16 protein-coding genes are annotated in these 22,708 nt (G+C 62.4%); 11 read left to right on the top strand and 5 right to left on the bottom strand.

From position 1 onward, the window contains the following. Nucleotides 1-215 precede the first annotated feature (215 nt). The 10 genes from AC3ZU9_RS22700 to AC3ZU9_RS22655 all read left to right on the top strand — a co-directional run bounded on the left by AC3ZU9_RS22700 (nt 216) and on the right by AC3ZU9_RS22655 (nt 13,513). Nucleotides 216-569 carry a hypothetical protein gene (locus AC3ZU9_RS22700; protein WP_490091373.1) on the top strand — a complete coding sequence of 118 codons (354 nt, stop codon included), beginning with the start codon at nt 216-218 and terminating at the stop codon, nt 567-569. A 260-nt stretch (nt 570-829) separates the two neighbouring features. Continuing rightward, the gene (locus tag AC3ZU9_RS22695) at nt 830-1,789 is read left to right on the top strand and encodes an AAA family ATPase (RefSeq protein ID WP_003174327.1); all 960 of its coding nucleotides are present in this window, start codon (nt 830-832) and stop codon (nt 1,787-1,789) included. 5 nt (nt 1,790-1,794) lie between these two features. Next, nucleotides 1,795-2,727, top strand: coding sequence for a DUF58 domain-containing protein (locus tag AC3ZU9_RS22690; RefSeq protein ID WP_046034784.1), 933 nt, complete (start codon nt 1,795-1,797; stop codon nt 2,725-2,727). Beyond that, nucleotides 2,724-3,218, top strand: coding sequence for a DUF4381 domain-containing protein (locus AC3ZU9_RS22685; RefSeq protein ID WP_012724659.1), 495 nt, complete (start codon nt 2,724-2,726; stop codon nt 3,216-3,218). The genes AC3ZU9_RS22690 and AC3ZU9_RS22685 overlap by 4 nt, the downstream gene beginning before the upstream one ends. Next, complete coding sequence (locus tag AC3ZU9_RS22680; protein ID WP_490091372.1) at nt 3,211-4,305, top strand: vWA domain-containing protein; 1,095 nt, start codon at nt 3,211-3,213, stop codon at nt 4,303-4,305. Before AC3ZU9_RS22685 ends, AC3ZU9_RS22680 begins: the two co-directional genes overlap by 8 nt. Continuing rightward, nucleotides 4,302-6,041, top strand: a complete 1,740-nt coding sequence (locus AC3ZU9_RS22675; protein WP_490091371.1) for a tetratricopeptide repeat protein — start codon at nt 4,302-4,304, stop codon at nt 6,039-6,041. The genes AC3ZU9_RS22680 and AC3ZU9_RS22675 overlap by 4 nt, the downstream gene beginning before the upstream one ends. Further along, nucleotides 6,038-7,678, top strand: a complete 1,641-nt coding sequence (locus tag AC3ZU9_RS22670; RefSeq protein ID WP_490091370.1) for a BatD family protein — start codon at nt 6,038-6,040, stop codon at nt 7,676-7,678. The genes AC3ZU9_RS22675 and AC3ZU9_RS22670 overlap by 4 nt, the downstream gene beginning before the upstream one ends. Nucleotides 7,679-8,046: 368 nt before the next feature. Further along, on the top strand, nt 8,047-9,288 hold the full coding sequence (locus AC3ZU9_RS22665) for an exonuclease SbcCD subunit D C-terminal domain-containing protein (RefSeq protein ID WP_490091369.1): 1,242 nt from the start codon (nt 8,047-8,049) through the stop codon (nt 9,286-9,288). Further along, complete coding sequence (locus AC3ZU9_RS22660; protein ID WP_490091368.1) at nt 9,285-12,923, top strand: AAA family ATPase; 3,639 nt, start codon at nt 9,285-9,287, stop codon at nt 12,921-12,923. The genes AC3ZU9_RS22665 and AC3ZU9_RS22660 overlap by 4 nt, the downstream gene beginning before the upstream one ends. Further along, nucleotides 12,920-13,513: a glutathione S-transferase gene (locus AC3ZU9_RS22655; RefSeq protein ID WP_093541800.1), complete on the top strand. Its 594-nt coding sequence runs from the start codon at nt 12,920-12,922 to the stop codon at nt 13,511-13,513. The genes AC3ZU9_RS22660 and AC3ZU9_RS22655 overlap by 4 nt, the downstream gene beginning before the upstream one ends. Before the next feature lie 156 nt (nt 13,514-13,669). Here the strand turns inward: AC3ZU9_RS22655 and AC3ZU9_RS22650 are convergent, their stop codons facing one another. The 4 genes from AC3ZU9_RS22650 to AC3ZU9_RS22635 form a co-directional block, all read right to left on the bottom strand. Continuing rightward, nucleotides 13,670-13,795 (bottom strand): hypothetical protein, encoded by a 126-nt coding sequence (locus AC3ZU9_RS22650; RefSeq protein ID WP_256530428.1) that lies wholly within the window; start codon nt 13,793-13,795, stop codon nt 13,670-13,672. A 159-nt stretch (nt 13,796-13,954) separates the two neighbouring features. Continuing rightward, the gene (locus tag AC3ZU9_RS22645) at nt 13,955-14,134 is read right to left on the bottom strand and encodes a hypothetical protein (protein WP_016980181.1); all 180 of its coding nucleotides are present in this window, start codon (nt 14,132-14,134) and stop codon (nt 13,955-13,957) included. A 156-nt stretch (nt 14,135-14,290) separates the two neighbouring features. Then, nucleotides 14,291-15,466: a lactonase family protein gene (locus tag AC3ZU9_RS22640; RefSeq protein WP_490091367.1), complete on the bottom strand. Its 1,176-nt coding sequence runs from the start codon at nt 15,464-15,466 to the stop codon at nt 14,291-14,293. Continuing rightward, on the bottom strand, nt 15,453-15,740 hold the full coding sequence (locus tag AC3ZU9_RS22635; protein WP_490091366.1) for a DUF5629 family protein: 288 nt from the start codon (nt 15,738-15,740) through the stop codon (nt 15,453-15,455). The genes AC3ZU9_RS22640 and AC3ZU9_RS22635 overlap by 14 nt, the downstream gene beginning before the upstream one ends. A 141-nt stretch (nt 15,741-15,881) precedes the next feature. Here AC3ZU9_RS22635 and AC3ZU9_RS22630 point away from each other — a divergent pair, with 141 nt between their 5' ends. After that, nucleotides 15,882-20,780, top strand: a complete 4,899-nt coding sequence (locus AC3ZU9_RS22630) for a dermonecrotic toxin domain-containing protein (RefSeq protein ID WP_490091365.1) — start codon at nt 15,882-15,884, stop codon at nt 20,778-20,780. A 45-nt stretch (nt 20,781-20,825) separates the two neighbouring features. Here the strand turns inward: AC3ZU9_RS22630 and AC3ZU9_RS22625 are convergent. Beyond that, nucleotides 20,826-22,708 (bottom strand): efflux RND transporter permease subunit (locus AC3ZU9_RS22625; RefSeq protein ID WP_490091364.1); only part of this gene is annotated, 1,883 nt, incomplete at its 5' end.

Genomic DNA, 22,708 nt, shown 5'->3' with positions numbered 1-22,708 from the left:
CGACATATTCGGTCATCGGTAAGCAGGGTTGGGGTTGCGACTTGGGCAACCCGGATTTCAGGGCACTAAAACCAGCTGTTTTCCTGGCCCAGAGTACCGAAAATGACTGGTATTGACTGTCAGGTCATGCACGAGGTCTGACACAGGATGCAGCACAAAATTCGCCGCAATGGCACAATTGCCCGCATCACGCCCTACCCCAGACAGGATTCCCCATGCTGCAGCTGAAAACCGACGCCCTCATGGTTACACCGTGCGAAGAAGAAGAAGACAACATGGCCATGCTCTGCTGTCACGGTAAAGGCGGCGAGATGTTCATGCTGACCCGCTACCCGGATGAAGACGAAGTGGAGCTGACCTGGGATTACGAGCCGTCGACCCTGGATGGGCTGAAGGTCACGCTCAGTGATACCACCCTGCTGATCGAATTGGCTGCCGGGGATGCGGATGCGTTGGGCGGCAAGGACCAATTGCAGATCACCCACGCCACAACCGCCTCCGACCTGGCCGAGGTGGAGCAAACCCTGCAAAACATCCTCAACGGCACCGGCACTTTCACCCGAATTTAAGCGGCACCCACGATCACATGTGGGAGGCGGCTTGCCCCCGATAGCGGCGGACCAGTTCCTGCATCTGTGTCTGACCCACTGCTATCGGGGGGCAAGCCCACTCCCACATTGACCGTGTTCCCACACAAATTTCCTACAAGTTTTGCCAAAAATACCCGTCACGCCGTTAGTCGCCACACCCCTCCATGCATTAAAGTAAGCCTCCCTAGCCCGGCGTTTGCTCTCGATCACCGGGCTCATCTTTCCAGGAACCGTCATCGATGGAACATCGTGAAGCGCTGCTTGCGCTGCGAACCTTTCTTTCTACGCAGATTCTCGGCCAGGAAAAACTCATCGATCGCCTGCTGATCGCGCTGCTCGCCGACGGCCATATGCTGGTGGAAGGCGCACCGGGCCTGGCCAAGACCAAGGCCATCAAAGAGTTGGCCGAAGGCATCGAAGCGCAGTTCCATCGTATCCAGTTCACCCCCGACCTGTTGCCCGCCGACATCACCGGCACCGAGATCTATCGCCCGGAAACCGGCAGCTTCGTGTTCCAACAGGGGCCGATCTTCCACAACCTGGTGCTGGCGGACGAAATCAACCGCGCGCCGGCCAAGGTGCAGTCGGCACTGCTGGAAGCCATGGCCGAGCGCCAGGTCAGCGTCGGGCGCAGCACCTACGACCTGTCGCCGCTGTTCCTGGTGATGGCCACGCAAAACCCCATCGAGCAGGAAGGCACCTACCCGCTGCCCGAAGCCCAGCTCGACCGCTTCCTGATGCACGTAAAAATCGGTTTCCCGGACGCCGCCGTCGAGCGGCGCATCCTGCAACAGGCCCGTGGCGAAGCGCTCAACGGCGAAACCAAGCCTGAGCGCCGCGTCAGCCAGCAAGCGATCTTCGCCGCGCGCAAGGAAATCCTCGGCCTGTACATGGCTGATGCGGTGGAGGAGTACCTGGTGCAACTGGTCATGGCCACCCGTACCCCGGCCAAGTTCGACCCGGAAATGGCCGAGTGGATCGCCTACGGCGCCAGCCCACGCGGCTCCATCGCCCTCGACCGCTGTGCCCGCGCCCATGCCTGGCTGGCCGGTCGCGACTTCGTCAGCCCGGAAGATATCCAGGCGGTGCTGTTCGACGTGCTGCGCCATCGCATCATTCTGTCGTTCGAAGCCGAAGCCGCGGGCATTGACCAGGACCGTGTGGTGCAACGTATTCTCGACGTCGTTGCCGTCGCTTGAACCCCATGAATGCCAGCGACGGGATCCGCGTCACGCTCAGCGAATTGATCGAGATGCGTCACCGCGTGCGCGAAGTCCAGCTATTTTCCACGCCGAGCCAACGCAGCCCGCTGATCGGCCTGCACCACTCCAAGCTGCGCGGACGCGGGGTGGACTTCGATCAGGTGCGCGTGTACCAGGCTGGCGACGATGTGCGCACCATCGACTGGCGCGTGACGGCGCGGACCCAGGAGCCGCACACCAAGTTGTTCCATGAAGAGCGCGAGCGGCCGATTTTTATCATGGTCGAGCAAAGCTGCCGGCTGTTTTTCGGCTCGGGGCAGATGTTCAAGTCGGTGCTGGCGGCCCAAGCGGCCAGCCTGATTGGTTGGGCGGCGCTGGGGCACAACGACCGGGTCGGTGGCCTGGTGTTTGGCGACAGCGAGCACTACGAAATCAAGCCCCGGCGCAGCAAGCAGAGCCTGCTGCAATTGCTCAATCGCCTGGTGCGGGTGAACCAGAGCCTGAACACCGAAAGCCGCCCCGAAGCCGACGCCTTGGGCATGGCCCTGCGCCGTGGCCGCGAAGTGTTGCGCCCCGGCAGCCTGGTGATCGTGATCTGCGATGAACGCGCACTCACCGAAGGTGCCGAGCAGCAATTGAGCCTGTTGTCACGGCATTGCGACCTGCTGTTGCTGCCGATTTCCGATCCGCTGGACCACGCCCTGCCCGCTGCCGGGCTGCTGCGTTTTGCCGAACGCGGCGCCCAGCTGGAACTGGACACACTGAACTACGATTTGCGACAGGCCTACAAAGCCCAGGCCGAAGCGCGCATCGCCCGCTGGGAACTGCTTGCACAGAAACTGCGAATCCTGCTGATGCCGTTAAGCACCCAAAGCGAAATGGTCGAGCAACTGCGCGAATACCTCAACCCGCAACGCCCGGTTAAAAAGCAATGAGCAGCCTCGACCAGTTGCAACCGCTGATCGCGCCGCCGGCCATCGGTTTCTGGCCGCCTGCGCCGGGTTGGTGGCTGTTGCTGCTGGTGATTCCATTGCTCGGCTGGGGGCTGTGGTCACTGCGCCGTTTCCTGCCTGCACGGCGCCCCATCGCCCGCGCCGAACAACCGCTGGACCCGCTGCGCATCGCCGCCCTGGCGGAACTGGCGCTGATGCCCAAACCCTACGATGGCGCCCCCGCCGGGGCCTGGCTGCAGCAACTCAACGGGCTGCTCAAGCGCCTGTGCCGCAATGACTACCCCTACAGCCAAAGCCATACGTTAAATGGTCGCAAATGGCTGGCGTTCCTGGATAACCGCTGCCCGGCCGCGGGCCTGACGCGCTGGATGGTGCTGGTAGAAGGCGCCTACAAACCCGAATGCAAACTCGACGACAAGGCCATCGCCGGCCTGACCCAAGCGGTCGACACCTGGATCCGCAAACATGTTTGAGTTCGCCTGGCCGTGGGTCTTCGTCCTGTTGCCATTGCCCTGGTTGATGCGCCTGGTGCTGCCGACAGCCGACAGCGGCGAGCCCGCCTTGAAAGTCAGCTACCTCAGCGACCTCGAAGGCCTGGCCCGTCGCCGCGCCCGTGTCAACCTGCCCGGCTGGCGCCAGCAAGCGCCGTTCGTGGTGTTGTGGTTGCTGCTGCTGACCGCCGCCGCGCGCCCGGAATGGCTGGGCGAGCCGTTGCCGATCGCCGCCAGTGGCCGCGACCTGCTGGTGGCGGTGGACGTGTCCGGCTCCATGGATTTCCCCGACATGAATTGGCAGGGCGAAGACGTAAGTCGCTTGAGCCTGGTCAAACACCTGCTCGGCGATTTCCTTGAAGGTCGCGAAGGGGATCGCGTCGGCCTGATTCTGTTCGGCAGCCAGGCCTACCTGCAAGCGCCGCTGACCTTCGACCGCCGCACCGTGCGTACCTGGCTGGATGAAGCGCGGATCGGCATTGCCGGTAAAAACACCGCGATCGGCGATGCCATTGGCCTGGCCCTGAAACGCCTGCGCCTGCGCCAGCGTCCGGCGCAGAGCCGCGTGCTGATCCTGGTCACCGACGGCGCCAACAATGCCGGGCAGATCGACCCGCTGACCGCCGCGCGCCTGGCCGCCGAAGAAGGCGTAAAAATCTACCCGATCGGCATCGGCGCCGACCCGGAACAAACCGGTTCCCTGGGTATCCTCGGCGTCAACCCGAGCCTGGACCTCGACGAACCGGCGCTCAAAGCCATCGCCGAGGCCACCGGTGGCCAGTATTTCCGTGCCCGTGATGGCGAAGAATTGCAGGCCATCAAGGCAACCCTCGACACCCTCGAACCCGTCGAGCAACAGCCCACCCAGGCACGCCCGGCGCTGGCGCTGTACAGCGCGCCGCTGGCCCTGGCGTTGGTACTGAGCATGCTGCTGGTGATTCAAGAACGCTGGCCGAACAACGCCTTGCAACGGTTGTTCAACAAATGGTCGAGCAAGGGGATTTTCCTGCAACAACACCCGGAATGGCGCCAACGCCTTAAACGCCTGCGCTTGCGGAGGCGTCGATGATCGACCTCTGGCCGCACTGGTTCCGCCCCTGGTGGCTGTTGCTCCTGCCGTTGCTCGGCTGGTTGCTGTGGCAACTGTGGCACCGGCAAAAGCGCGCCGGGCGCTGGCAGGTGATCCTGCCCCCGGCCTTCCACGCTGTGTTACTCAGTGGTGGCAACGGCCGTGAGAGCAAATCGCCCTGGGTGGTGCTCGGCATTGCCTGGCTATTGGCGGTGCTGGCGTTGCTCGGCCCCAGCTGGCAAAGAGTCGAGCAGTCCAGCCAGAAGCCGTCCGACCCGTTGGTGGTGCTGCTGGAACTGACCCCGGAAATGCTCGCCACCGACAGCCCGCCGAACCGCTTGGAGCAGGCGCGGCGCAAGCTGTACGACCTGTTGCAGGCGCGCACCGATGCGCAAACCGCCATCGTCGTGTACGCCGGCAGCGCCCACACCCTGGTGCCGTTATCGGATGACCTCGGCACCAGCCGCAACTTGCTGGAAGCCTTGCGCCCGTCGATCATGCCCGAGCCCGGCCACCGTGCCGACCTGGCTGTCGAGAAAGCCCTGGGCCTGCTCAAGCAAGGTGGCCTCGGCCAGGGTCGCCTGCTGCTGATTGGTTCCTCGCTGTCCAAACAGGAACGCCAGGGCATCCGCCTGCTGCTGCAAAGCGGCCAGGCGCCGGCCCTGTCGATCCTCGGCATCGGCAGCCGTGAAGGCACGCCGGTGACCCAGGAAAACGGTGAGTTTCTCAAGGACGAGCAAGGCGCAATCCTGGTGCCACGCCTCGACAGCCCCACCTTGAAGGCCTTCGCCAGTGAAATGAGCGGCCGCTACCGTGCTGCGCGCCTGGACGACAAGGACCTGCGCCAACTCGGCGTGCTGGACCCGCCGCAAGCCTTGCGCAACGACGGTCAACTGCTGCACCTGGACACCTGGGCTGACCAGGGTTACTGGCTGCTTCTGCCATTATTGCTGCTCGCCGCCTGCGCCGGGCGGCGTGGCTGGTTGTTCTGCCTGCCGCTGCTGCTGTTGAGCGCACCGCAACCCAGCTATGCCTTCGGCCTGCAGGATTTGTGGCTGCGTCCCGACCAGCAAGGCCAGTACCTGCTGAAGAAAAAACGCCCCGCCGAAGCCGCCGAGCATTTCGAAGACCCGCAGTGGCAAGGCGTAGCGCTGTACGAAGCCGGCAACTATGCCGAAGCCATCAAGCGTTTCGCCGAGGGCAATGACGCCTACTCCCACTACAATCGGGGTAATGCCCTGGCCAAGTCCGGTGAACTGGAAGCGGCGATCGACGCCTACGAGCAGGCCCTGGAAGCCCAGCCCGACCTGCAACCCGCGTTAAAAAACAAAGCGCTGGTGGAAACCCTGATGCAGGAACAGGCACAGCCGGAGCCGAGCAAACCTGCCGAAAACGAGGATGACGAAACCACCCAACCCGGCCAAACTGCGCAGCCGGGCGCCAGCGGGCAAAGCACCACAGGCGGCGAGCAGTCGTCCCAGGGCCAGGGTGAAGCCGGCAGCGGTGACACCCAGACCGGCAATACGCCGCAAACCGCAGGCAATGAAGTACCGGGCAGCGAACTGGGCGACGAACACACCACCACCCCGCCGTTGCGCCCCACTGACGCCAGCCTCGACGGTGAACATCGCCAGGCCCTGGAGCAATGGCTGCAGCAGATCCCGGATAACCCCGGCGAACTGCTGCGCCGCAAATTCTGGTACGAACAGCAACAACATCAGGACAAGACGCGATGAGCCGCCGCACCACCCTACTGTTCCTGCTCGCCCTGTCGACAGGCCATGCCCAGGCGGCGAACCTGGTGGCCAGCGTCGACCGCAGCCGCGTCAATTCCGGAGAAACCGTGGAATTGACGGTGGAGTCCAGCGATGTCACGCAGTTCGGCAAGCCCGACCTGTCGCCGCTGGATGCGCAGTTCGAAGTCAGCGGCACCCGCCAGATCAACCAACTCACCACGTTGGACGGCGATAACCACGCCACCACGCGCTGGATCATCACCCTGCTGCCCAAGGAAAACGGCACGGTGGTCATCCCGCCCCTGCAAGTGGGCGAGTACAAGACCCAGCCGATCAGCCTGCAAGTGGTGGAAACCGCCAGCCAGAACACCGCCGCCGAACTGGCGCCGGTGTTCGTCGAGGCCAACCTCGACCAGTCCAGCGTCTACGTCCAGGCCCAGGCGCTGCTGACCGTGCGCGTGTACCACTCGGTGTCGCTGTATGACGACAGCAGCCTCACGCCCTTGCAGATTGCCGATGCACGCGTGGAGCAGTTGGGCGAGTCGCGCACCTACGAAAAGGTCATCAACAGCATCCGCCATGGCGTGATCGAAACCCGCTACGCGATCTACCCTCAGCACAGCGGCACCCTGGAGGTCCCCGCGCAGACGTTCAGTGCAACCCTGGTGGAATCGCGTCCGCCGCAGGAAAACACCCTGCAAGGCACCAAGCCCGGCAAGCTCATCCACGTCAGCTCGGCGCCGTCGCCGCTGACGGTCAAGCCCAAGCCCGCGCTGTATCCCGCCGATACGCCTTGGTTGCCGGCACGCAGCCTGACCCTGAGCGAAAACTGGAACCCAGAGCCTGAGCATGTGCAGGTCGGCGACTCCCTGACCCGTAGCCTCACGGTCAAGGCCGAAGGCCTGTCCAGCGCGCAATTGCCCGCCCTGCCCAGCACCGACATCAACGGCCTGCGCCGCTACCCGGACCAACCGGTGCTCAGCAACCAGACCAGTGACCGTGGCCTGATCGGCAGCCGCGAAGACCGCGAAGCGCTGGTGCCGACCCGCGCCGGCGCACTGGAATTGCCTGCCGTGGACGTGGTGTGGTGGAACACCCATGAAGACCACCTTGAGCGCACCAGCTTGCCGGCCCGCACGTTGCAGGTCGCCATCAACCCGAGCCTGGCCGTGGATACCCCCGCCACGCCGACCGTGATCACCGCCCCGGACGATGAACGCCTGTGGCTGTGGCAGCTGAGCACATTGATCCTCGCCTGCACGACCCTGCTGGGTTTTGGCCTGTGGTGGCGCGCACGTCGGCAACCGGCCGTACAACGCGCCGCGCAAACCGGCCCGAGCCCGCGCACCCTGCTCGACGACCTCAAGCGCGCCACCCAAGCCAACGACCCCCAGGCCACCCGCCAGGCCCTCGATGCCTGGGCGCGGCAACAGCCGGAAACCCTGGCGGATATGGCGGCGCGGTTCGTGCCGCTGTCGGATGCGCTTGATGGGTTGAATGGCGCGCTGTACAGCGAGAGCGGGCATTTCTGGCTGGGCGAAGACCTGTGGCGCGCGGTCAAGGCCATTCCGGTGGCTGAGCGTGAACTGGACCCCACGACCGATACCACCAGTTTGCCGCCGCTGTACCCCAAATAGCCCACTCTAAAACCGTCTTGTGTGGTGAGCCGGCCTGTTGTGGTGAGCGGGCTTGCTGTGGTGAGCGGGCTTGCCCCGCGCTGGGCTGCGAAGCGGCCCCCATCCAGACGACTCAATCATTCAGCCAGACCTCATTGGCAGGTTTTGGGGCTGCTTCGCACCCCAGCGCGGGGCAAGCCCGCTCACCACAACAAACCCGTTCACCACAACAAGCCCGCTCCCCACAACAGCGCTGCGCAATCAATCTCTACGTTGTGTCTTGGATGGTTAAAAGGCCCCCTCCCACATTGAATCTGTGTCGCCTGGGGGCAGCATGGTCGCATTACAGGTAAACTCCCCTCCTTTTCATCTTTTCTACGGAGTTCGCCTTGCGTCTGTTTCACACCTCCGACTGGCACCTGGGCCAAAACCTCCATGGCCAGGAACGCGACTTCGAACACGCCTGTTTCCTCGAGTGGCTGCTGGGCCAACTCAACGCCCATAGCCCGGATGTACTGCTCATCGCCGGCGATATTTTCGACACGGTCAACCCACCGCTCAAGGCGCAGGAGCGGCTGTATGACTTCATCATCAGCGCCCATGAACAAAACCCGAAGCTGACCATCGTGATGATCGCCGGCAACCACGACTCCGGCTCGCGTATCGAACTGCCCGCGCCGCTGATGCGCCGTCTGCGCACCCACGCCCTCGGCCGGGTGTTGTGGCTGGATGATGGCGAACTCGACGCCGAGCGCCTGCTGATCCCGCTGCCGGATGCCAAAGGCAAGGTCGCCGCGTGGTGCCTGGCGCTGCCGTTCCTGCGGCCGGCGGAAGTCACCGGCGCGCACCTGGGTGACGATTACCTGCGCGGTATCGGCCAGGTCCATGAATGGCTGATCGCCGCCGCCAACGCCAAACGCAAAAAAGGCCAGGCGCTGATTGCCATCAGCCATGCGCACATGGCCGGTGGTTCGGTGTCGGAAGACTCCGAACGCAGCCTGATCATCGGCAATGCCGAGGCGCTGCCGGCCAGTCTGTTCGATAGAAGCGTCGCGTACGTCGCCCTCGGCCACTTGCACAAGCCGCAAAAGGTCAATGGCGAAGAACGCATTCGCTACAGCGGTTCGCCGATTCCGCTGTCGTTTTCCGAAATCGGCTACAAGCATCAGATCCTTGACGTGACGTTCCAGGGCCAATGCCTGGTGAGTGTCGAACCGCTGCTGATCCCCCGCTCGGTCGACCTGCAACGCCTGGAAGCCGCGCCCCTGGCCGACATCCTCAAGGCGTTGGCCGAGTTGCCGGACGTCGACCTGCTCGCCGAGACCCAGCGCCACCCCTGGCTCGAAGTCCGTGTGCGCCTCGACGAGCCGCAGCCCGACCTGCGCCAGCAGATTGAAACTGCGCTGCAAGGCAAGGCCGTGCGCCTGGTGCGCATCGCCGCCGAATACGCCGGCACGCGCGGCAGCGACGACACCTGTGAGGAGCGCCTGATCGAACTCGACCAGCTCACGCCCCAGGAATTGTTCAGCCGCGCCTGGCAGGACAGCTACGGCAGTGAAGTGGATGAACAAACCTTGAAGGACTTCGCCGTGCTGCTCCAGGAAGTGCAACAGGAGGGCGAACAGCCATGAAGATCCTCGCCATCCGCCTGAAAAACCTCGCCTCCCTGGCTGGCCCGTTCGAGATCGACTTCACCGCCGAGCCCCTGGCCAGTGCCGGTTTGTTTGCCATCACCGGGCCGACCGGCGCCGGTAAAAGCACCTTGCTCGATGCCTTGTGCCTGGCGCTGTTTGGCGCGGTGCCCCGCCTGGGCGATACCGGCCAGGCGAAGATGCCGGATGCCGACAGCGATATTTCCATCGGCGACCCGCGCACCCTGCTGCGGCGCGGCACGGGCGGCGGTTATGCTGAAGTGGATTTTGTCGGCGTCAGCGGCCGTCGCTACCGGGCGCGTTGGGAAGCCAACCGCGCCCGCGACAAGGCCAGCGGCAAGTTGCAGAACAGCCGCCAGAGCCTGATCGACCTGGACAGCGATCAACTGCTGGCCAGCCAGAAAACAGAATACAAGACCCAGCTGGAACTGGCCCTGGGCCTGAACTTCGAACAATTCACCCGCGCCGTGTTGCTGGCGCAAAGCGAGTTCAGCGCGTTCCTCAAGGCCAATGACAACGAGCGCAGCGAGCTGCTGGAAAAGCTCACCGATACCGCGCTTTACACCCAGCTCGGGCGGCGCGCCTTTGACAAGGCCAAAGACGCCAGGGACGCGCACAAGCAGTTGCAGGACCAGGCCACCGGCGTGGTGCCCTTGGCCGCCGAAGCCCGCGCCGAACTGGATCAGCAATTCGACGCGGCGCAACAGCAGCTCAAGGCCCAGCAGGCCCAGCTCAAGCAGTTGGAGCTGCAGCACACGTGGCTCAAGGAGCTGCGCGAATGGCAGGAACGCCAACTCGCCGCGACCGAACAGCTGCGGCGCGCGCAGGCGGAGTGGGACACCCAGGCCCCGCAACGCCAGGACCTCAGCCGCCTGGAGCAGTTGGCACCGCAACGTCATCAGTTCGCGCGCCAGTCGGAACTCAATACCGTGCTGGCGCCGTTGGCCGAGCAGATTCAATCGCATAGCCAACAACAGGCCGAACTGCATACCCGCCAGGAACAGGCACAGCAGCAACAGGCCAGCGCGCAAACCGCATTGGCTGCGGCCTTGAAACATCAAGGCGACGCGGCGCCACTGCTGCGTCAGGCGTTCGAAGAACAGAGCACCCTCGCCCACTTGACCAAAGCGTTGGCCAAGCGCACCGAGGACAAACAGCAGCACGAAACTGCCTGCGCCGAAGGCCAGTCCCAGCTCAACGGCTTGCTGGAAAAACAACGCCAAGTCGCCGAACGCCTGGAACGCCTGGCGACCGAGCTTGATCGCAGCGCTGCCCTCGCCCCGCTGAGCGATGCCTGGTCCGCCTACCGCGATCGCCTGCAACAGCTGATGTTGATCGGCAATCGCTTGAACAAAGGCCAGGCAGAACTGCCGCAATTGGAACAGCGCGCCACCGCCGCCGCCGAACAGTTCACTCAGCAACGCGAGGCCCTGGACCTGCTGTACCAGGAAGCCGGTGCCGAGCCGCATGCCGTGGCCGAGCAGATCCAGTTGCTCGCCAGCCTGCTGCAGGACAATCGCAAGCAGCAACGTGCCTTCGAAGACCTGACGCGCCTGTGGGACAGCCAGCAACAGCTGGATCAGCAAGCCAGCGCATTGACGCAAAAGCTCACCGATGCCCAACAGCAGCGCGAGCAACTGAACCAGACCGGCCTGCACACCAAGGCTGAACTGGCGATTGCCGAACAGACGCTGACCGTGACCAAGCAACTGCTGGAACGCCAGCGCCTGGCCCGTAGCGCCAGCGTCGAGGAGTTGCGCGCGCAGTTGCAGGACGACCAACCCTGCCCGGTGTGCGGCAGTCATGAGCACCCGTATCACCAGCCCGAAGCACTGCTGCAAAGCCTCGGTCGCCATGACGAAAACGAAGAAGCCACGGCGCAGAAAGCTGTCGATACCCTCAAGGAAAAACTCACCGAGCTACGTGGCGAAGTGGGCGGTTTGATCGCCCAGCAGAAGGAATACCTGCAACAGCAGGAGCAACTGGCGACGCACCAGCAAGCACTCAAGCCCAGCCTGGAGGCGCACCCGCTGGCCGCCACATTGTTCAACCAGGACGCCGCCAAGCGCAGTGCCTGGCTAGACCAACAGCTGAGCCAACTGACCCAGAGCATCACCCAGGACGAACAACGCCAGGCTGCCCTGCTCAACCTGCAACAAAACGCCGGGCGTTTGCAGCAGCAAGTGCAGGCCGCCCAGGAAGCGAGCCAGCAGGCCCGTCAGTTGCTGGTGGATCAGCAACGCGAATTGGCCAGCGACCGTGAACGTCTTGAGCAGGAACTGAATGCCTTTACCAGCCTGTTGCCCGCCGACACCCTGGAGGGTTTACGCGCCGAGCCCGCCGCCACCTTCATGCAGTTGGACCAACAGGTCAGCCAGCGTCTCGAACAGCTGGGCCATCAACGCGATGAGCTGGCCGAGCAACAAGAGCGTCAACAGGCGATCGAGAAAGAACAGACGCATCAGCAGCACCGCCAGCAGCAACTCGATGCGCTGAATCAGCAGGTCAACGAGTTGGCCGCCCAGCAACAAGCAGCTCAGGAAAAACTCGGCGCGTTGCTTGGCGAGCACGGCAGTGCCGAACACTGGCAACAGCAGTTGGATCAGGCCGTGACCCAATCACGCCAGAGTGAAACCGACGCCAACAAGCAGTTGCAAGAGATCCACAACGCATTGATCCAGTTGGCCGCCGATCTCAAGGCCCAGCAGGAGCGCCAGCAAGCGTTACAGGCCGAACAGCAATCGCTGGACACACGCCTCGGCGAGTGGCGAGCCCGGCACCCGGAGCTCGATAACGATGGCCTCAACCGCTTGCTGGCCTACGATGACGCCCAGGTCAGCCAATTGCGCCAGCAGTTGCAGCACAGCGAAAAAGCCGTTGAACAAGCCAAGGTCCTGCTGCAAGAACGCGAGCAACGCCTGGCCGAGCACCAAGCCCTGCACAACGGCAACCTTGAAGCCGAAGCACTGGACAGCGCGTTGGCTACGCTCAACCAACAGTTGGCTGAGGGAGAAAAAACCTGCGCCGAATTGCGCGCGCGCCAGTCCGAAGACCAGCGCCGCCAGGATGCCAATCAGGCCTTCGCCGAACAGATCGCCAAGGCCTATGACGAATGGCAACGCTGGGCACGCCTGAATGCGCTGATCGGCTCAGCCACCGGCGACACCTTCCGCAAGATCGCCCAGGCTTACAACCTCGACCTGCTGGTGCACCACGCCAACGTGCAACTGCGCCAATTGGTGCGCCGCTACCGCCTCAAGCGCGGCGGCAGCATGCTGGGCCTGTTGGTCATGGACACGGAAATGGGCGATGAACTGCGCTCGGTGCATTCGTTGTCCGGTGGTGAAACCTTCCTGGTGTCGCTGGCGCTAGCGCTGGGCCTGGCGTCGATGGCCTCCAGCACGTTGAAGATCGAGTCGCTGTTTATCGACGAAGGCTTCGGCAGCCTGGACCCCGAGTCGCTGCAGTTGGCGATGGACGCACTGGACGGTTTGCAGGCCCAGGGCCGCAAAGTGGCGGTGATCTCCCACGTGCAGGAAATGCACGAGCGCATTCCGGTGCAGATCCAGGTCAAGCGCCAAGGCAATGGCTTGAGCACCCTGGAGGTCAAGTGAGCGAGGCGCTGCTGTATTCGTTTCGACGCTGCCCGTATGCGATGCGTGCGCGCCTGGCGTTGCGCTATTGCGGCGTGCCCGTGCGCATTATCGAAGTGAGCCTCAAGGCCAAGCCGGCCGAAATGCTGGCGCTGTCACCCAAAGGCACGGTGCCGGTGTTGAGTGTGAATGGCGTGGTGATCGATGAAAGCCTGGCGATCATGCAGTGGGCGCTGGCGCAGCACGACCCGGATGATTGGCTGCTGCAGGGTGACCCGGCGGTATTGGCGTTGATTGCCGAGAACGATGTGGGCTTCAAGTATCACTTGAATCGATACAAGTATGCCGAACGCTACCCGGAACAACCGATGGAACATTATCGGGCCGAGGGCGAGGTGTTCTTGCGCACACTTGAGGGATTATTGGCGAATCGCGAGTACTTATTCGCCGATCACCCAAGCCTGGCAGACATGGCCCTGGCGCCGTTTGTGCGTCAGTTCGCCCATGTGGATCGGGAATGGTTTGCCGGTGCACCGTATCCCCGGTTACAGCAGTGGCTGGAGTGCTTCCTGCAATCGCCGCTGTTCATTGCCGTAATGGCAAAGACCTGACCCGACAGGGCTCTGTAGTGAGCGGGCTTGCCCCGCGCTGGGCTGCGAAGCGGCCCCATCGAAAACGCCGCACGGTGTCAGGTATTCCTCGGCGCCTGGTTTGGGGCTGCTTCGCAGCCCAGCGCGGGACAAGCCCGCTCACTACTGGGATTCGGTTTAGCCTTCAACCAGGTTAAGCAACCGCTCACGGGCAATCTCCGGCTCACCGTCCACCCCTTGTACGGAAGACAGGATGGGGGCGGAGTAGAGAACCAGGATGAGTGCGGCGAGTCGGAGTGCCATGCTGTCGATTCCAGGAATAAATGCGTCAATATTTGAGCGTCAAATTTAAACACATGGCAATGTGATATCAATCATTTTTATTCTGCAGATGCACAAACGCCAAACCACTCGAACGAGCCAGGCTTCGTTCCAGTGGTTTGGCGTCTGCTTTTGTGCAGGTTATTGCTGAGTCTTGTGATCCAGTGCGGCGTAGAAGTTGGCACTTTGTTGCAGGTATTTCTGGGTGTAGGCGCTGGTGCTGGATTTTTTGCCGGAAACTTCCACGCTGGCCGCCGCTGGCAGGGCGACAGTGGCGGAAACAGCGGAAGCGGCAATGATGGAGAAGAGATTCAAGTTCATGTCGGTAACCCTTGTGTTCGTTTGGTTGGGTGGCCTGGGAAGGCCTTGGAACCCAACTTACGCCCGAGGGTTGAACCTTAGAAATGCTTTGAAACATTAGCCGCTATTAATAGAATTAATACTCCGGGTCAGGCCCCGCAGTGCGGGGCCTGTGGCTTATTGACGCACCAGGAATTTGAGGTCACTGGGGGCGTCGATCGCCAGTTTCTGCACGGTTTTACCCAGCAGACCGGTGTTGGGGTCGCGTTCAACCACCACGATTTCGTTACTTTTCTGGTTGGCGATCAGCAAAAACCTGCCGCTCGGGTCCAGGCTGAACTCGCGCGGGTGGTCGCCTTCCACGGAACGGCGTTGCAGTTCCTTGAGGTGCGCGGTAGCCGGGTCGATGCTGAACACCAGCAGCTGATTAGCCGTACCACGGTTGCTCACGTACAAGAACTTGCCATCACTGGACGCATGCAACGCCGCGCCCGCCTTATCTGATACCGGCTGCCCGGCGGCGAACTCCACCAACTGGGTCTGGGTCAGTTGGCCGTCCTTGTAATCAAACACCGCAATCTGGGCGCTCATCTCGGTGGTCAGCCAGGCGTGTTTGCCATCGCTGCTGAACAACAGGTGACGCGGGCCACTGCCCGGTGGCAGTTGCACCGAGGCCGGGTTGGCCGGGGTCAATGGCAGCTCGTGGTTGGCCTTGGGGTCGTAGCGATAGGCAAACACTTTGTCCGCCCCCAGGTCCTGGACAAACACGTACTTGCCGTCCGGCGACGATACCACCGAGTGCACATGGTTGGACGCCTGGCGTTCAGGATTCACCCGGCTGGCCGGGTGCCCGCTCAACTGAACGGGCGCCGACAGCTTGCCCTCGGCATCCACCGGCAGGATCGCCAGGCTGCCGCCCGGATCTTCCAGTACCGAATAGTTGGCGACAAACAGGTAGCGCCCGTCAGCGGCCACGCTGGAATGGGTCGGCTCATTGCCCAGGCTTTGCACCTGATTGATCAGGGTCAGTTGGTGACTGTTCGGGTCGATGCGGTAGCTGCTGACGCGCCCTACCGCGTCTTTTTGGCCTGGGCCATTCTCGTTGACCACGAACAGATGCTTCTGGTCCTTGGAGACCGTCAGCCACGATGGGTTGGCGGCCTTCGCGGCCAATACCGGCTGACCGTTGAACTTACCCGTACGGCTGTCGAATTGCAGGCGGTAGATCCCTTCACTGCTGCCGGCGGTGTAGCTGCCCACCAAGAGTTCATAAGTGTCGACCGGCGCGGCCTGCACCGACATGGCACCTACACTGCCGGCCATCAGCAGGGGCCAGAATTTACGCATCATCATCCGCTTGATCCTCGTCGTTATTGTTGCCGGTGAACGCGCTCATGCAGATCAGGCGGTGCTCGCCCGACTCACCGGTAAGGGTCCAGCTTTGCAAGGTGTCATCGAAGGTGGCGGCCTGTACCTGCTCCAGGCTGAAGCGCCAACGTTTTTCCGCACGGCCGTCCATGGCGGTGATCAGCAGTTTTTCGTTATCGAGTTCGAAGTCGAAGGCGTACAGCCCGTCGATTTCAAGCATGTCGGACGTTTCCAGGACGGCAGGCAAATTCTCAGTCATCACAGTCTTTCATCAGGTTCAAAGGGCTAATCATAGGCCAGTTTGCCGCCAAGGCCTAAGACCATAACGGGCTACCGCCTCGCGGCAACGCAACCCTTTACTTTGGGCTGGCGCGTCTTTATCCCCTGTAAAGGAATACCCATGACAGACCCGAACTCGTTCCCGCCTGCACACCCAACCCGACAAGTGGTTGAGGCTCAATTTCTCACGCGACCGACAGTGCGCTCCGTCACCACGCAGTTGCTGGCCCTCCACCTGGCGGAAAAATACCCTCCCCTGACGGCTCTCCTCGATGACCTGCGGCTGGCCGTGCCCCGGGAGGGTGGCGGCCGGGCGCTGCTTCCGCTGCTGGACGTGGCGCTCACCCATATGGCGGACGGCAGCTTTCCCGACGTGTCGCCACGCGGTGGCCTGGACAGCTACTTGAGCGACGCCACCGGCACTCGGCTCCGCTACGACGCCAATGGACCTCGCGACTATGATCTGGAGGTCATCGAAGCGGTCATCAGAGAGCTGCCACTGATTCTGTTCGTCAGCTTCCAAGACGCCTTGGCCAACTATTGGAGCCAGGACAGCGACGCCGGTGGCAGCCGCTGGAAGTGGCTGGCCGTGGTGCTGCAAGGCGCGCTGCTCGACTCAGCCATTCGCCAGGTGGGCGCCAACGCCAAGTACCTGAACGTCATCAGCGCATTGAACCGCTACCCTGACCGAAGCACACGCGCCCGCCAACCCTGGCCCGATAACGCGGTCCGCGCCTATACCCTGGAAACGCAGGTGACTCAGGCGGGCACTCAACTCGCCCGGCAAGCCTGCGACCTTTTGCTGGTCTGCCGCGAGCACGTCTTGCTGTGTCGCCTATCAGGGGAAGTCACGCCATTCCCCGACCTGGATGCCTTCGGCAAAGCATGGGGCGACGCCCTGCAACAGCGCTTCAGCGCCGACAAAATCACCTGGCAGCAATACGAACCCGATGGCGATATTTTCGAAGTCCAAGCCGGGCTGATACTGAACCAGCAGTTGGAAGATCTCGCGGCCCTCCAACTTCCGGCGCGTTCCAGCGTAGAGGCGCTGGAGCAGTTGTTTGCGCGGGTCACTGATCCGGCACGGCTGCTCACCCAAGCATCCGCCCTGCCCCTGTCCGGCCTGCCGCGCCTCCAGGCAGCTCTTCCCGACTGGCTGAAAAACGCCAGCGCCGGTGACCGCATTGCCTACCGCCAATGCGTGCTTGAACAAGCCGGTATCCGGCGCCTGACACTCGGCGACTCAGACTTCGATGGCCTGGATACACTGCGCAGCTATGCAGCCCAGCATTTGGACCACCAACTGTGCCTGGACCGCGCCGGCGCCCTGCGCGGCCAGCGCACCTGCGATGCCGGCGCACTGTCCAGCGGGTACCGTGCCGACGACCTGGTGCTGACCTTTCACGTTGCAGTGGGCAGCCTTGAAGGCGGTTATGTCGAGCCGGTTTCCATGAGCCTGGTAGAGCTGGCGCTGAAAAACCTCTCAGGGAAACCCAAAGGCCGCCTGACACTCAGCCATCGCACCGGCAGAGCGCTGGAAGCGTGGTTGACCGCCGACTATATCCTGAGGTTGATACAGCGTGTCGACATCGGCAAAAACTACCCTGAATACCTGCGCCAAGCATTGATGAGCGACACCGAGGCGGCGCAAAAACGCCGGCAGTTGTTTCAGCAGCAGCGGCCTGTGCACCTGAAAACCCAGGCACTGGAACACAAGATCAAGGCCGAAGCGGGCCTGACGCTGCGCGGGGTTCGTTGTGTGAATGCCGTGGTCAACCTGGACCCCGCTGAGCGCCAGGTCGACGGCGACGACATCGTCATCCGCCCGCTGGCGTTTGTGCGCAAACCCGGCGCTACGGCGGACGTGGTGCAAAACATGTTCATCATCGAGCCGCTTGATACCCGGCAGGGGCCGCACCTGCTTTATCGCCCAGCCTATCGCGATTCGCTGCAGGAGTTTGCCAGCCGCGAGCAACTGCTCGCCGCCATCGTGCAACCTGGCCCACTGCAGGACAGTATCCTGACGTGGCTGCCGGACCTCGCCAGGGCGATCTACAGCAACGGCGGCTTTACCCAGCCCCACTACGTACGTGTCGGCATCGGTTCGGATTTCGACAGCCTGCCCAGGGTGCCGGCGCCCGCACAGCTGGCCCAGGCGGATGACGAGACGGGCGACGAAATCCGTCAGGCCCTCGGCAATGGCACACTCATGGAGTACCTGTTTGGCAGTGAAACCCGGCAGCTGTTGGACCAGGCCGCACGTGAGTCAACGTCCAACAACGAAAGCCGCTGGGCATTGATTCTCGAAGGTATGCAGTTAGGGTTCAACACGCTGTTGATCGCCGTGCGCGGACCGCTCGCGGCCGTCGGTTGGCTGATGCAACTGGCGCAAGGCCTGCAGCACGACCTGCCGGCACTCGAGAGTCACGACCCCACCGCTCGGGAGCTGGCGTGGGTCGATCTGCTGCTCAACATTGGCATGCTGATGCTGCATCATGGGTTCCCCAGCACGCCCCACGAAAGCGCCGCGCTCGATGAGCAGCCCCTCATTCGCCAGCCCGTGCCCGGCCAGGGAGCGAGCCGGGCGCCGGTGGTTGAACGGGGCGCCGTCGGCCTGCCCGCCGAACCGCCGGGCGGCGGCCGCACGCTGCTGGACTTTGACCACTCCCTGGCCGGCGACGGCGCTTCGGCAAAACTGCTGAAAAAGCTGCGGGCGGTCAACGTCCCCTGGCCTGTGCCGGCGCCGGAGCCGATCCAAATCGGCCCCCATCAGGGTTTGTACACTATCAACGGCCGATGGCATGCCTCGGTCGCGGCGCTGTTGTTCAGGGTCAGTATTGTTCCGGGCTTCAACGAAGTCTTCATCATTCATCCAGAGAAAATAGACCATCCGGGCATCAAGCTTAAATCCGATGGCAAAGGCCACTGGTCCCTGGACCGTGGGATCAAGCTGATAGGCGGCGGCCCGAAGCGAATGGCGGCGTTGCGCGAGGAAAACCTGCGTAGAAAGGACCAACTGGTCGCACACATGTACGCACTCAACGCCGAAATGACGGAAGTGATGGCGCCGTTCCAGTCGTCAATCAGCCGAATATCACCGGCGCTTGAGGCCCTGAAAAAGCAACGTAAAACCGCGCAACTGGTGTGGAATCTGCTGCAAAAAGCCACTGAAGCACAACAGCCGGCCCTTGAATCGCGCCACATGAAGGAGGCACTTAAGCACCGGGAACTGCGTACCGAGTTTCAGGTTCTGCTGCACAACCTGGAAGTGCAATTTGCCCAATCGCTGACCCCACGCCTGGAAATGGTCAAGCTTGGCCAGGAACTGGAAAGAGTCGGAGGCGCCAGCGTGCATGTGCATGACCGGGCGAAAATCCTCAAAACCATCTGGGACCAGCAATTGCTCATCAGTACCCTGCTCTTGGGCCGGTTGAACTCCATGCGTTTTTCCATCGCCGGTGAACCGATGGCAGAGATGGGGGGCAGAATGTTTATCGACCATTTGCTGGGCGACTCCACGATCTACGACGAATACATCAGCAACACCGTGGAGTCGGCGAACATCCGCCAACACATGGCCGAGGTGTCCGCGGCGATGGAAACCACCCTTGAACAACTGGAGCAAGACTCGTCGGCAGGCCGCGCACTGCGCCAGGAATGCCTGGCGCAGATCCAGTACCCGCAGAATTTTTTCTCCGACAACCTGAAACTCAATGCGCTGAACTATCTCGCCGCCGCCAGTGTGGCGACCGCCGATCGGCTGCTGCCACCCCAAGAAGACTTTTACCTCAATCGCCTTGAGCAGACCGACCTGATCCAAGCCCTGCAGTCTCACGTCGAAGTACGCAGCGGCGTCGAATTCACGCTGGCCGAGCAGCGTAATGTGTATGAGACCATCCTCGAGCAGTACCGCCGCTATGAGGATGCCATTCGTGCCCTCAAGGCCCTCAACCCACGGCGTCTGCGCCCGGAGGCCGACCGCCTGCTGGAGGGGCTTGAATACGCCCAGGCGCTGGCGCAACGCGAGCTGGAGTCAGTGGTGCGCAAGCAGGAAGCGCTGGACGTCGAGCTGCCGTTGTCAAAAACCCTACGGCCCAAAAGTCCGGCCAAGCGGGTGTTCAAAACCAGGAAAAAGGCGTACCTCATCGGTGACTTCAAGCCGGCCGATACACCGGGTGCCGAGGAACAGTTCACCCTCACCGATACGCTGACCGGCGAAACCATTGCTTCATTCAGCCCACATGCAGACGGCTGGGCAGCGAAGACCGATGCCCCCTCTCCTCCAGCGAAACCCCAACCGCAGGCCCGCACGCTGGCCACGCTCAAAGGTCTGGCGCAGGACCTGACAGCGCAACGCAAAGGCATTGAGCAGGTGATCAGCGCAGACCAGCTGAAACTCGACGCCCAGCTCACCCGACAACAGGTCAACCCAGCAGACTGGGATGAACTGTTGACCCGGCACGCGAATAAATTCACGGCCCTGGCCGATGAACTGAAACGGGATCACCTTGCCGGCAAACCCGCGGTCCAGCGCCTGATCGATGAGTACCTGGCGCAAGCCCGGGACATCACGCGGCTGGCGGAGCGCGTGTGCAGTGAGGCCTACAAGCGGCAATGGCCGACGCAGGAGAGCCTCAATTACTTGTGGGAACATCAACAGATCGATATCAACCTGACGAGCCGGGCGGACCCGGAACGTCCGACCCTCAGTGGCGACTTCTTCACCGAATACGCCGTGTACGACACAGCCAAAAAACCCGCGCAGGTGTTGTGGTACGCCCACTTCCATTACGCAACCGCCGACGCAGCCCCCAATCGCTACACCCGTGCGCACCTAAAACTGCCGGAGCAGCGCAAATACACGCAAAAGGACCTGCTTAAACAACACGTCCAAGACGCCTTGCGCCACCAGCAAGAACCCGGCGGCGTGCCGCTCAGCCGTATCATCTACGTCTTGATCACCCCACCCGTCGACAGCATTTTCCTGGCGATCGCGCCAGGACAGCGCGCAAGCCAGTGATACGGCCTCTCTGTGGTGAGGGCGTGAACACCCTCACCACAGGGCTCAGTGGGCAAACAACGAGTTGCCCTTCTGCCCCGCCAGCTTCTCGGGCTTGATCAGGAACCGCGCCAGCGCCGGCAGCAGCCACAGCGCGCCGAACATGTTCCACAGCAGCATGAACGTCAGCATCAGGCCCATGTCGGCCTGGAACTTGATGGCCGAGAAGATCCAAGTGCACACGCCAATTGCCAGGCACAGGCCGGTAAACAGCACGGCTTTACCGGTGGATTTGAGCGTCTGGTAATACGCCTCTTGCAGCGGCAAGCCAGCGCGCAGGAAGCTTTCCAGGCGGCTGTAGATGTAGATGCCGTAGTCGACGCCGATCCCCACGCCCAGGGCCACCACCGGCAAGGTCGCGACCTTGACACCGATGCCCATGAACGCCATCAGCGCGTTACCGAGCACCGAGGTCAGCACCAGCGGCAACACGATGCACAGGGTCGCCGCCCAGGAGCGGAAGGTGATCATGCACATGGTCGCCACGCACAGGTACACCAGGATCAGGATAGTCAGCTCCGACTCCTTGATCACCTCGTTGGTGGCGGCTTCGATGCCGGCGTTACCGGCGGCGAGGATGAATTCCAGGCCGTCCTTGTTGTTTTCCTTGGCGAAGTCCTGCACCGCATGCACGGCGCGGTCGAGGGTTTCGGCCTTGTGGTCGTTGAGGAACACCAGCACCGGCGCCAGCGAGCAATTGTTGTTGTACAAGCCATCGGCACGGGCGATGGAGTTGTTCAGCACATCCGGGTTGCGCGACAGGGTTTCCCATTTCAGGTTGCCCTCGTTCATGCCCTTGATCATCTGCTTGGACACGGTCACCAGCGAGATCGCCGATTGCACGCCTTCGGTGTTCTGCATCTTCCACATCAACTGATCGATGGGCGCCATGGCTTCATAGCGCGAGCAGCCTTCGGCCTTGGTCTTGACCATCACCACCAGCACGTCGGAACTGGTGGAATAGTTGCTGATGATGAAGTTGTTGTCTTTGTTGTAGCGCGAGTCCGGACGCAGTTCCGGCGCGCCCTGGTCGAGGTCGCCGATCTTCAGGTTCTGGCTGTACCAGAGGCCGCCGCCGAAGGCGACCAGCGCGAGCAGAATCGAGACCGGCGCCACTTTGGCACTGGCGAATTTCGACAGCAGGCGCCAGAACGGATGGTCGCGGTGTGCGTCCTTCTTGCTCCGGGCGATGGCGCGCTGGCTGATGCCGGCATAGGAAATCGCTACCGGCAGCAGGATCAGGTTGGTAAACACGATCACCGCGACACCGATGGACGCGCCGATGGCCAGTTCACGGATCACGCCGATGTCGATGATCAGCAGTGTGATGAAGCCCACCGCGTCGGCCAGGATCGCAATCATCCCCGGCAGGAACAGTTGCCGGAAGGTGCGCCGCGCAGCCGTCAGCGCGTTGTCCGCGTCACTGGATTGCAGGGCGATACCGTTGATCTTTTGCACACCGTGGGAAATACCGATGGCGAAGATCAGGAACGGCACCAGCATCGAATACGGATCCAGGCCGAAACCGAAAAAGTGCATCAAGCCGAGTTGCCAGACCACCGCCACCAGCGTGGTGCTCAACACCGCGACCGTGCTGCGCAGGCAGTTGGTGAACCAAAGCAACAGGATCAAGGTAATGACGAATGCAACGCCGAAGAACAGCACCACCATCACCAGCCCATCAATCAAATCACCGACTTTCTTGGCGAAACCGACAATGTGGATCTTGACGTTGGGGTTCTGGACTTCGAACTTGTCGCGGATCTTGTCTTCCAGTTCATGGGAAAACTTGCGGTAGTCCAAGGCCAGCAGCTTGCCCTGGTCCTGCGGGTCCGGGTAGGACTCCAGCAGCGGGATGTCGACGATGCTCGACTTGAAGTCGTTGGCCA

The sequence above is a fragment of the Pseudomonas sp. A39 genome, assembly GCF_058145955.1.
This window is presented reverse-complemented; position numbering and strand designations above follow the sequence as displayed.

What these genes read in the sequence shown, in the direction of transcription:
- AC3ZU9_RS22695 (WP_003174327.1), top strand. Translation starts at nt 830, where the DNA reads ATGGAACATCGTGAAGCGCTGCTTGCGCTGCGAACCTTTCTTTCTACG.
- AC3ZU9_RS22660 (WP_490091368.1), top strand. Translation starts at nt 9,285, where the DNA reads ATGAAGATCCTCGCCATCCGCCTGAAAAACCTCGCCTCCCTGGCTGGC.
- AC3ZU9_RS22645 (WP_016980181.1), bottom strand. Translation starts at nt 14,134, where the DNA reads ATGAACTTGAATCTCTTCTCCATCATTGCCGCTTCCGCTGTTTCCGCC.
- AC3ZU9_RS22630 (WP_490091365.1), top strand. Translation starts at nt 15,882, where the DNA reads ATGACAGACCCGAACTCGTTCCCGCCTGCACACCCAACCCGACAAGTG.
- AC3ZU9_RS22680 (WP_490091372.1), top strand. Translation starts at nt 3,211, where the DNA reads ATGTTTGAGTTCGCCTGGCCGTGGGTCTTCGTCCTGTTGCCATTGCCC.
- AC3ZU9_RS22700 (WP_490091373.1), top strand. Translation starts at nt 216, where the DNA reads ATGCTGCAGCTGAAAACCGACGCCCTCATGGTTACACCGTGCGAAGAA.
- AC3ZU9_RS22675 (WP_490091371.1), top strand. Translation starts at nt 4,302, where the DNA reads ATGATCGACCTCTGGCCGCACTGGTTCCGCCCCTGGTGGCTGTTGCTC.
- AC3ZU9_RS22690 (WP_046034784.1), top strand. Translation starts at nt 1,795, where the DNA reads ATGAATGCCAGCGACGGGATCCGCGTCACGCTCAGCGAATTGATCGAG.
- AC3ZU9_RS22635 (WP_490091366.1), bottom strand. Translation starts at nt 15,740, where the DNA reads ATGACTGAGAATTTGCCTGCCGTCCTGGAAACGTCCGACATGCTTGAA.
- AC3ZU9_RS22670 (WP_490091370.1), top strand. Translation starts at nt 6,038, where the DNA reads ATGAGCCGCCGCACCACCCTACTGTTCCTGCTCGCCCTGTCGACAGGC.
- AC3ZU9_RS22685 (WP_012724659.1), top strand. Translation starts at nt 2,724, where the DNA reads ATGAGCAGCCTCGACCAGTTGCAACCGCTGATCGCGCCGCCGGCCATC.
- AC3ZU9_RS22640 (WP_490091367.1), bottom strand. Translation starts at nt 15,466, where the DNA reads ATGATGATGCGTAAATTCTGGCCCCTGCTGATGGCCGGCAGTGTAGGT.
- AC3ZU9_RS22650 (WP_256530428.1), bottom strand. Translation starts at nt 13,795, where the DNA reads ATGGCACTCCGACTCGCCGCACTCATCCTGGTTCTCTACTCCGCCCCC.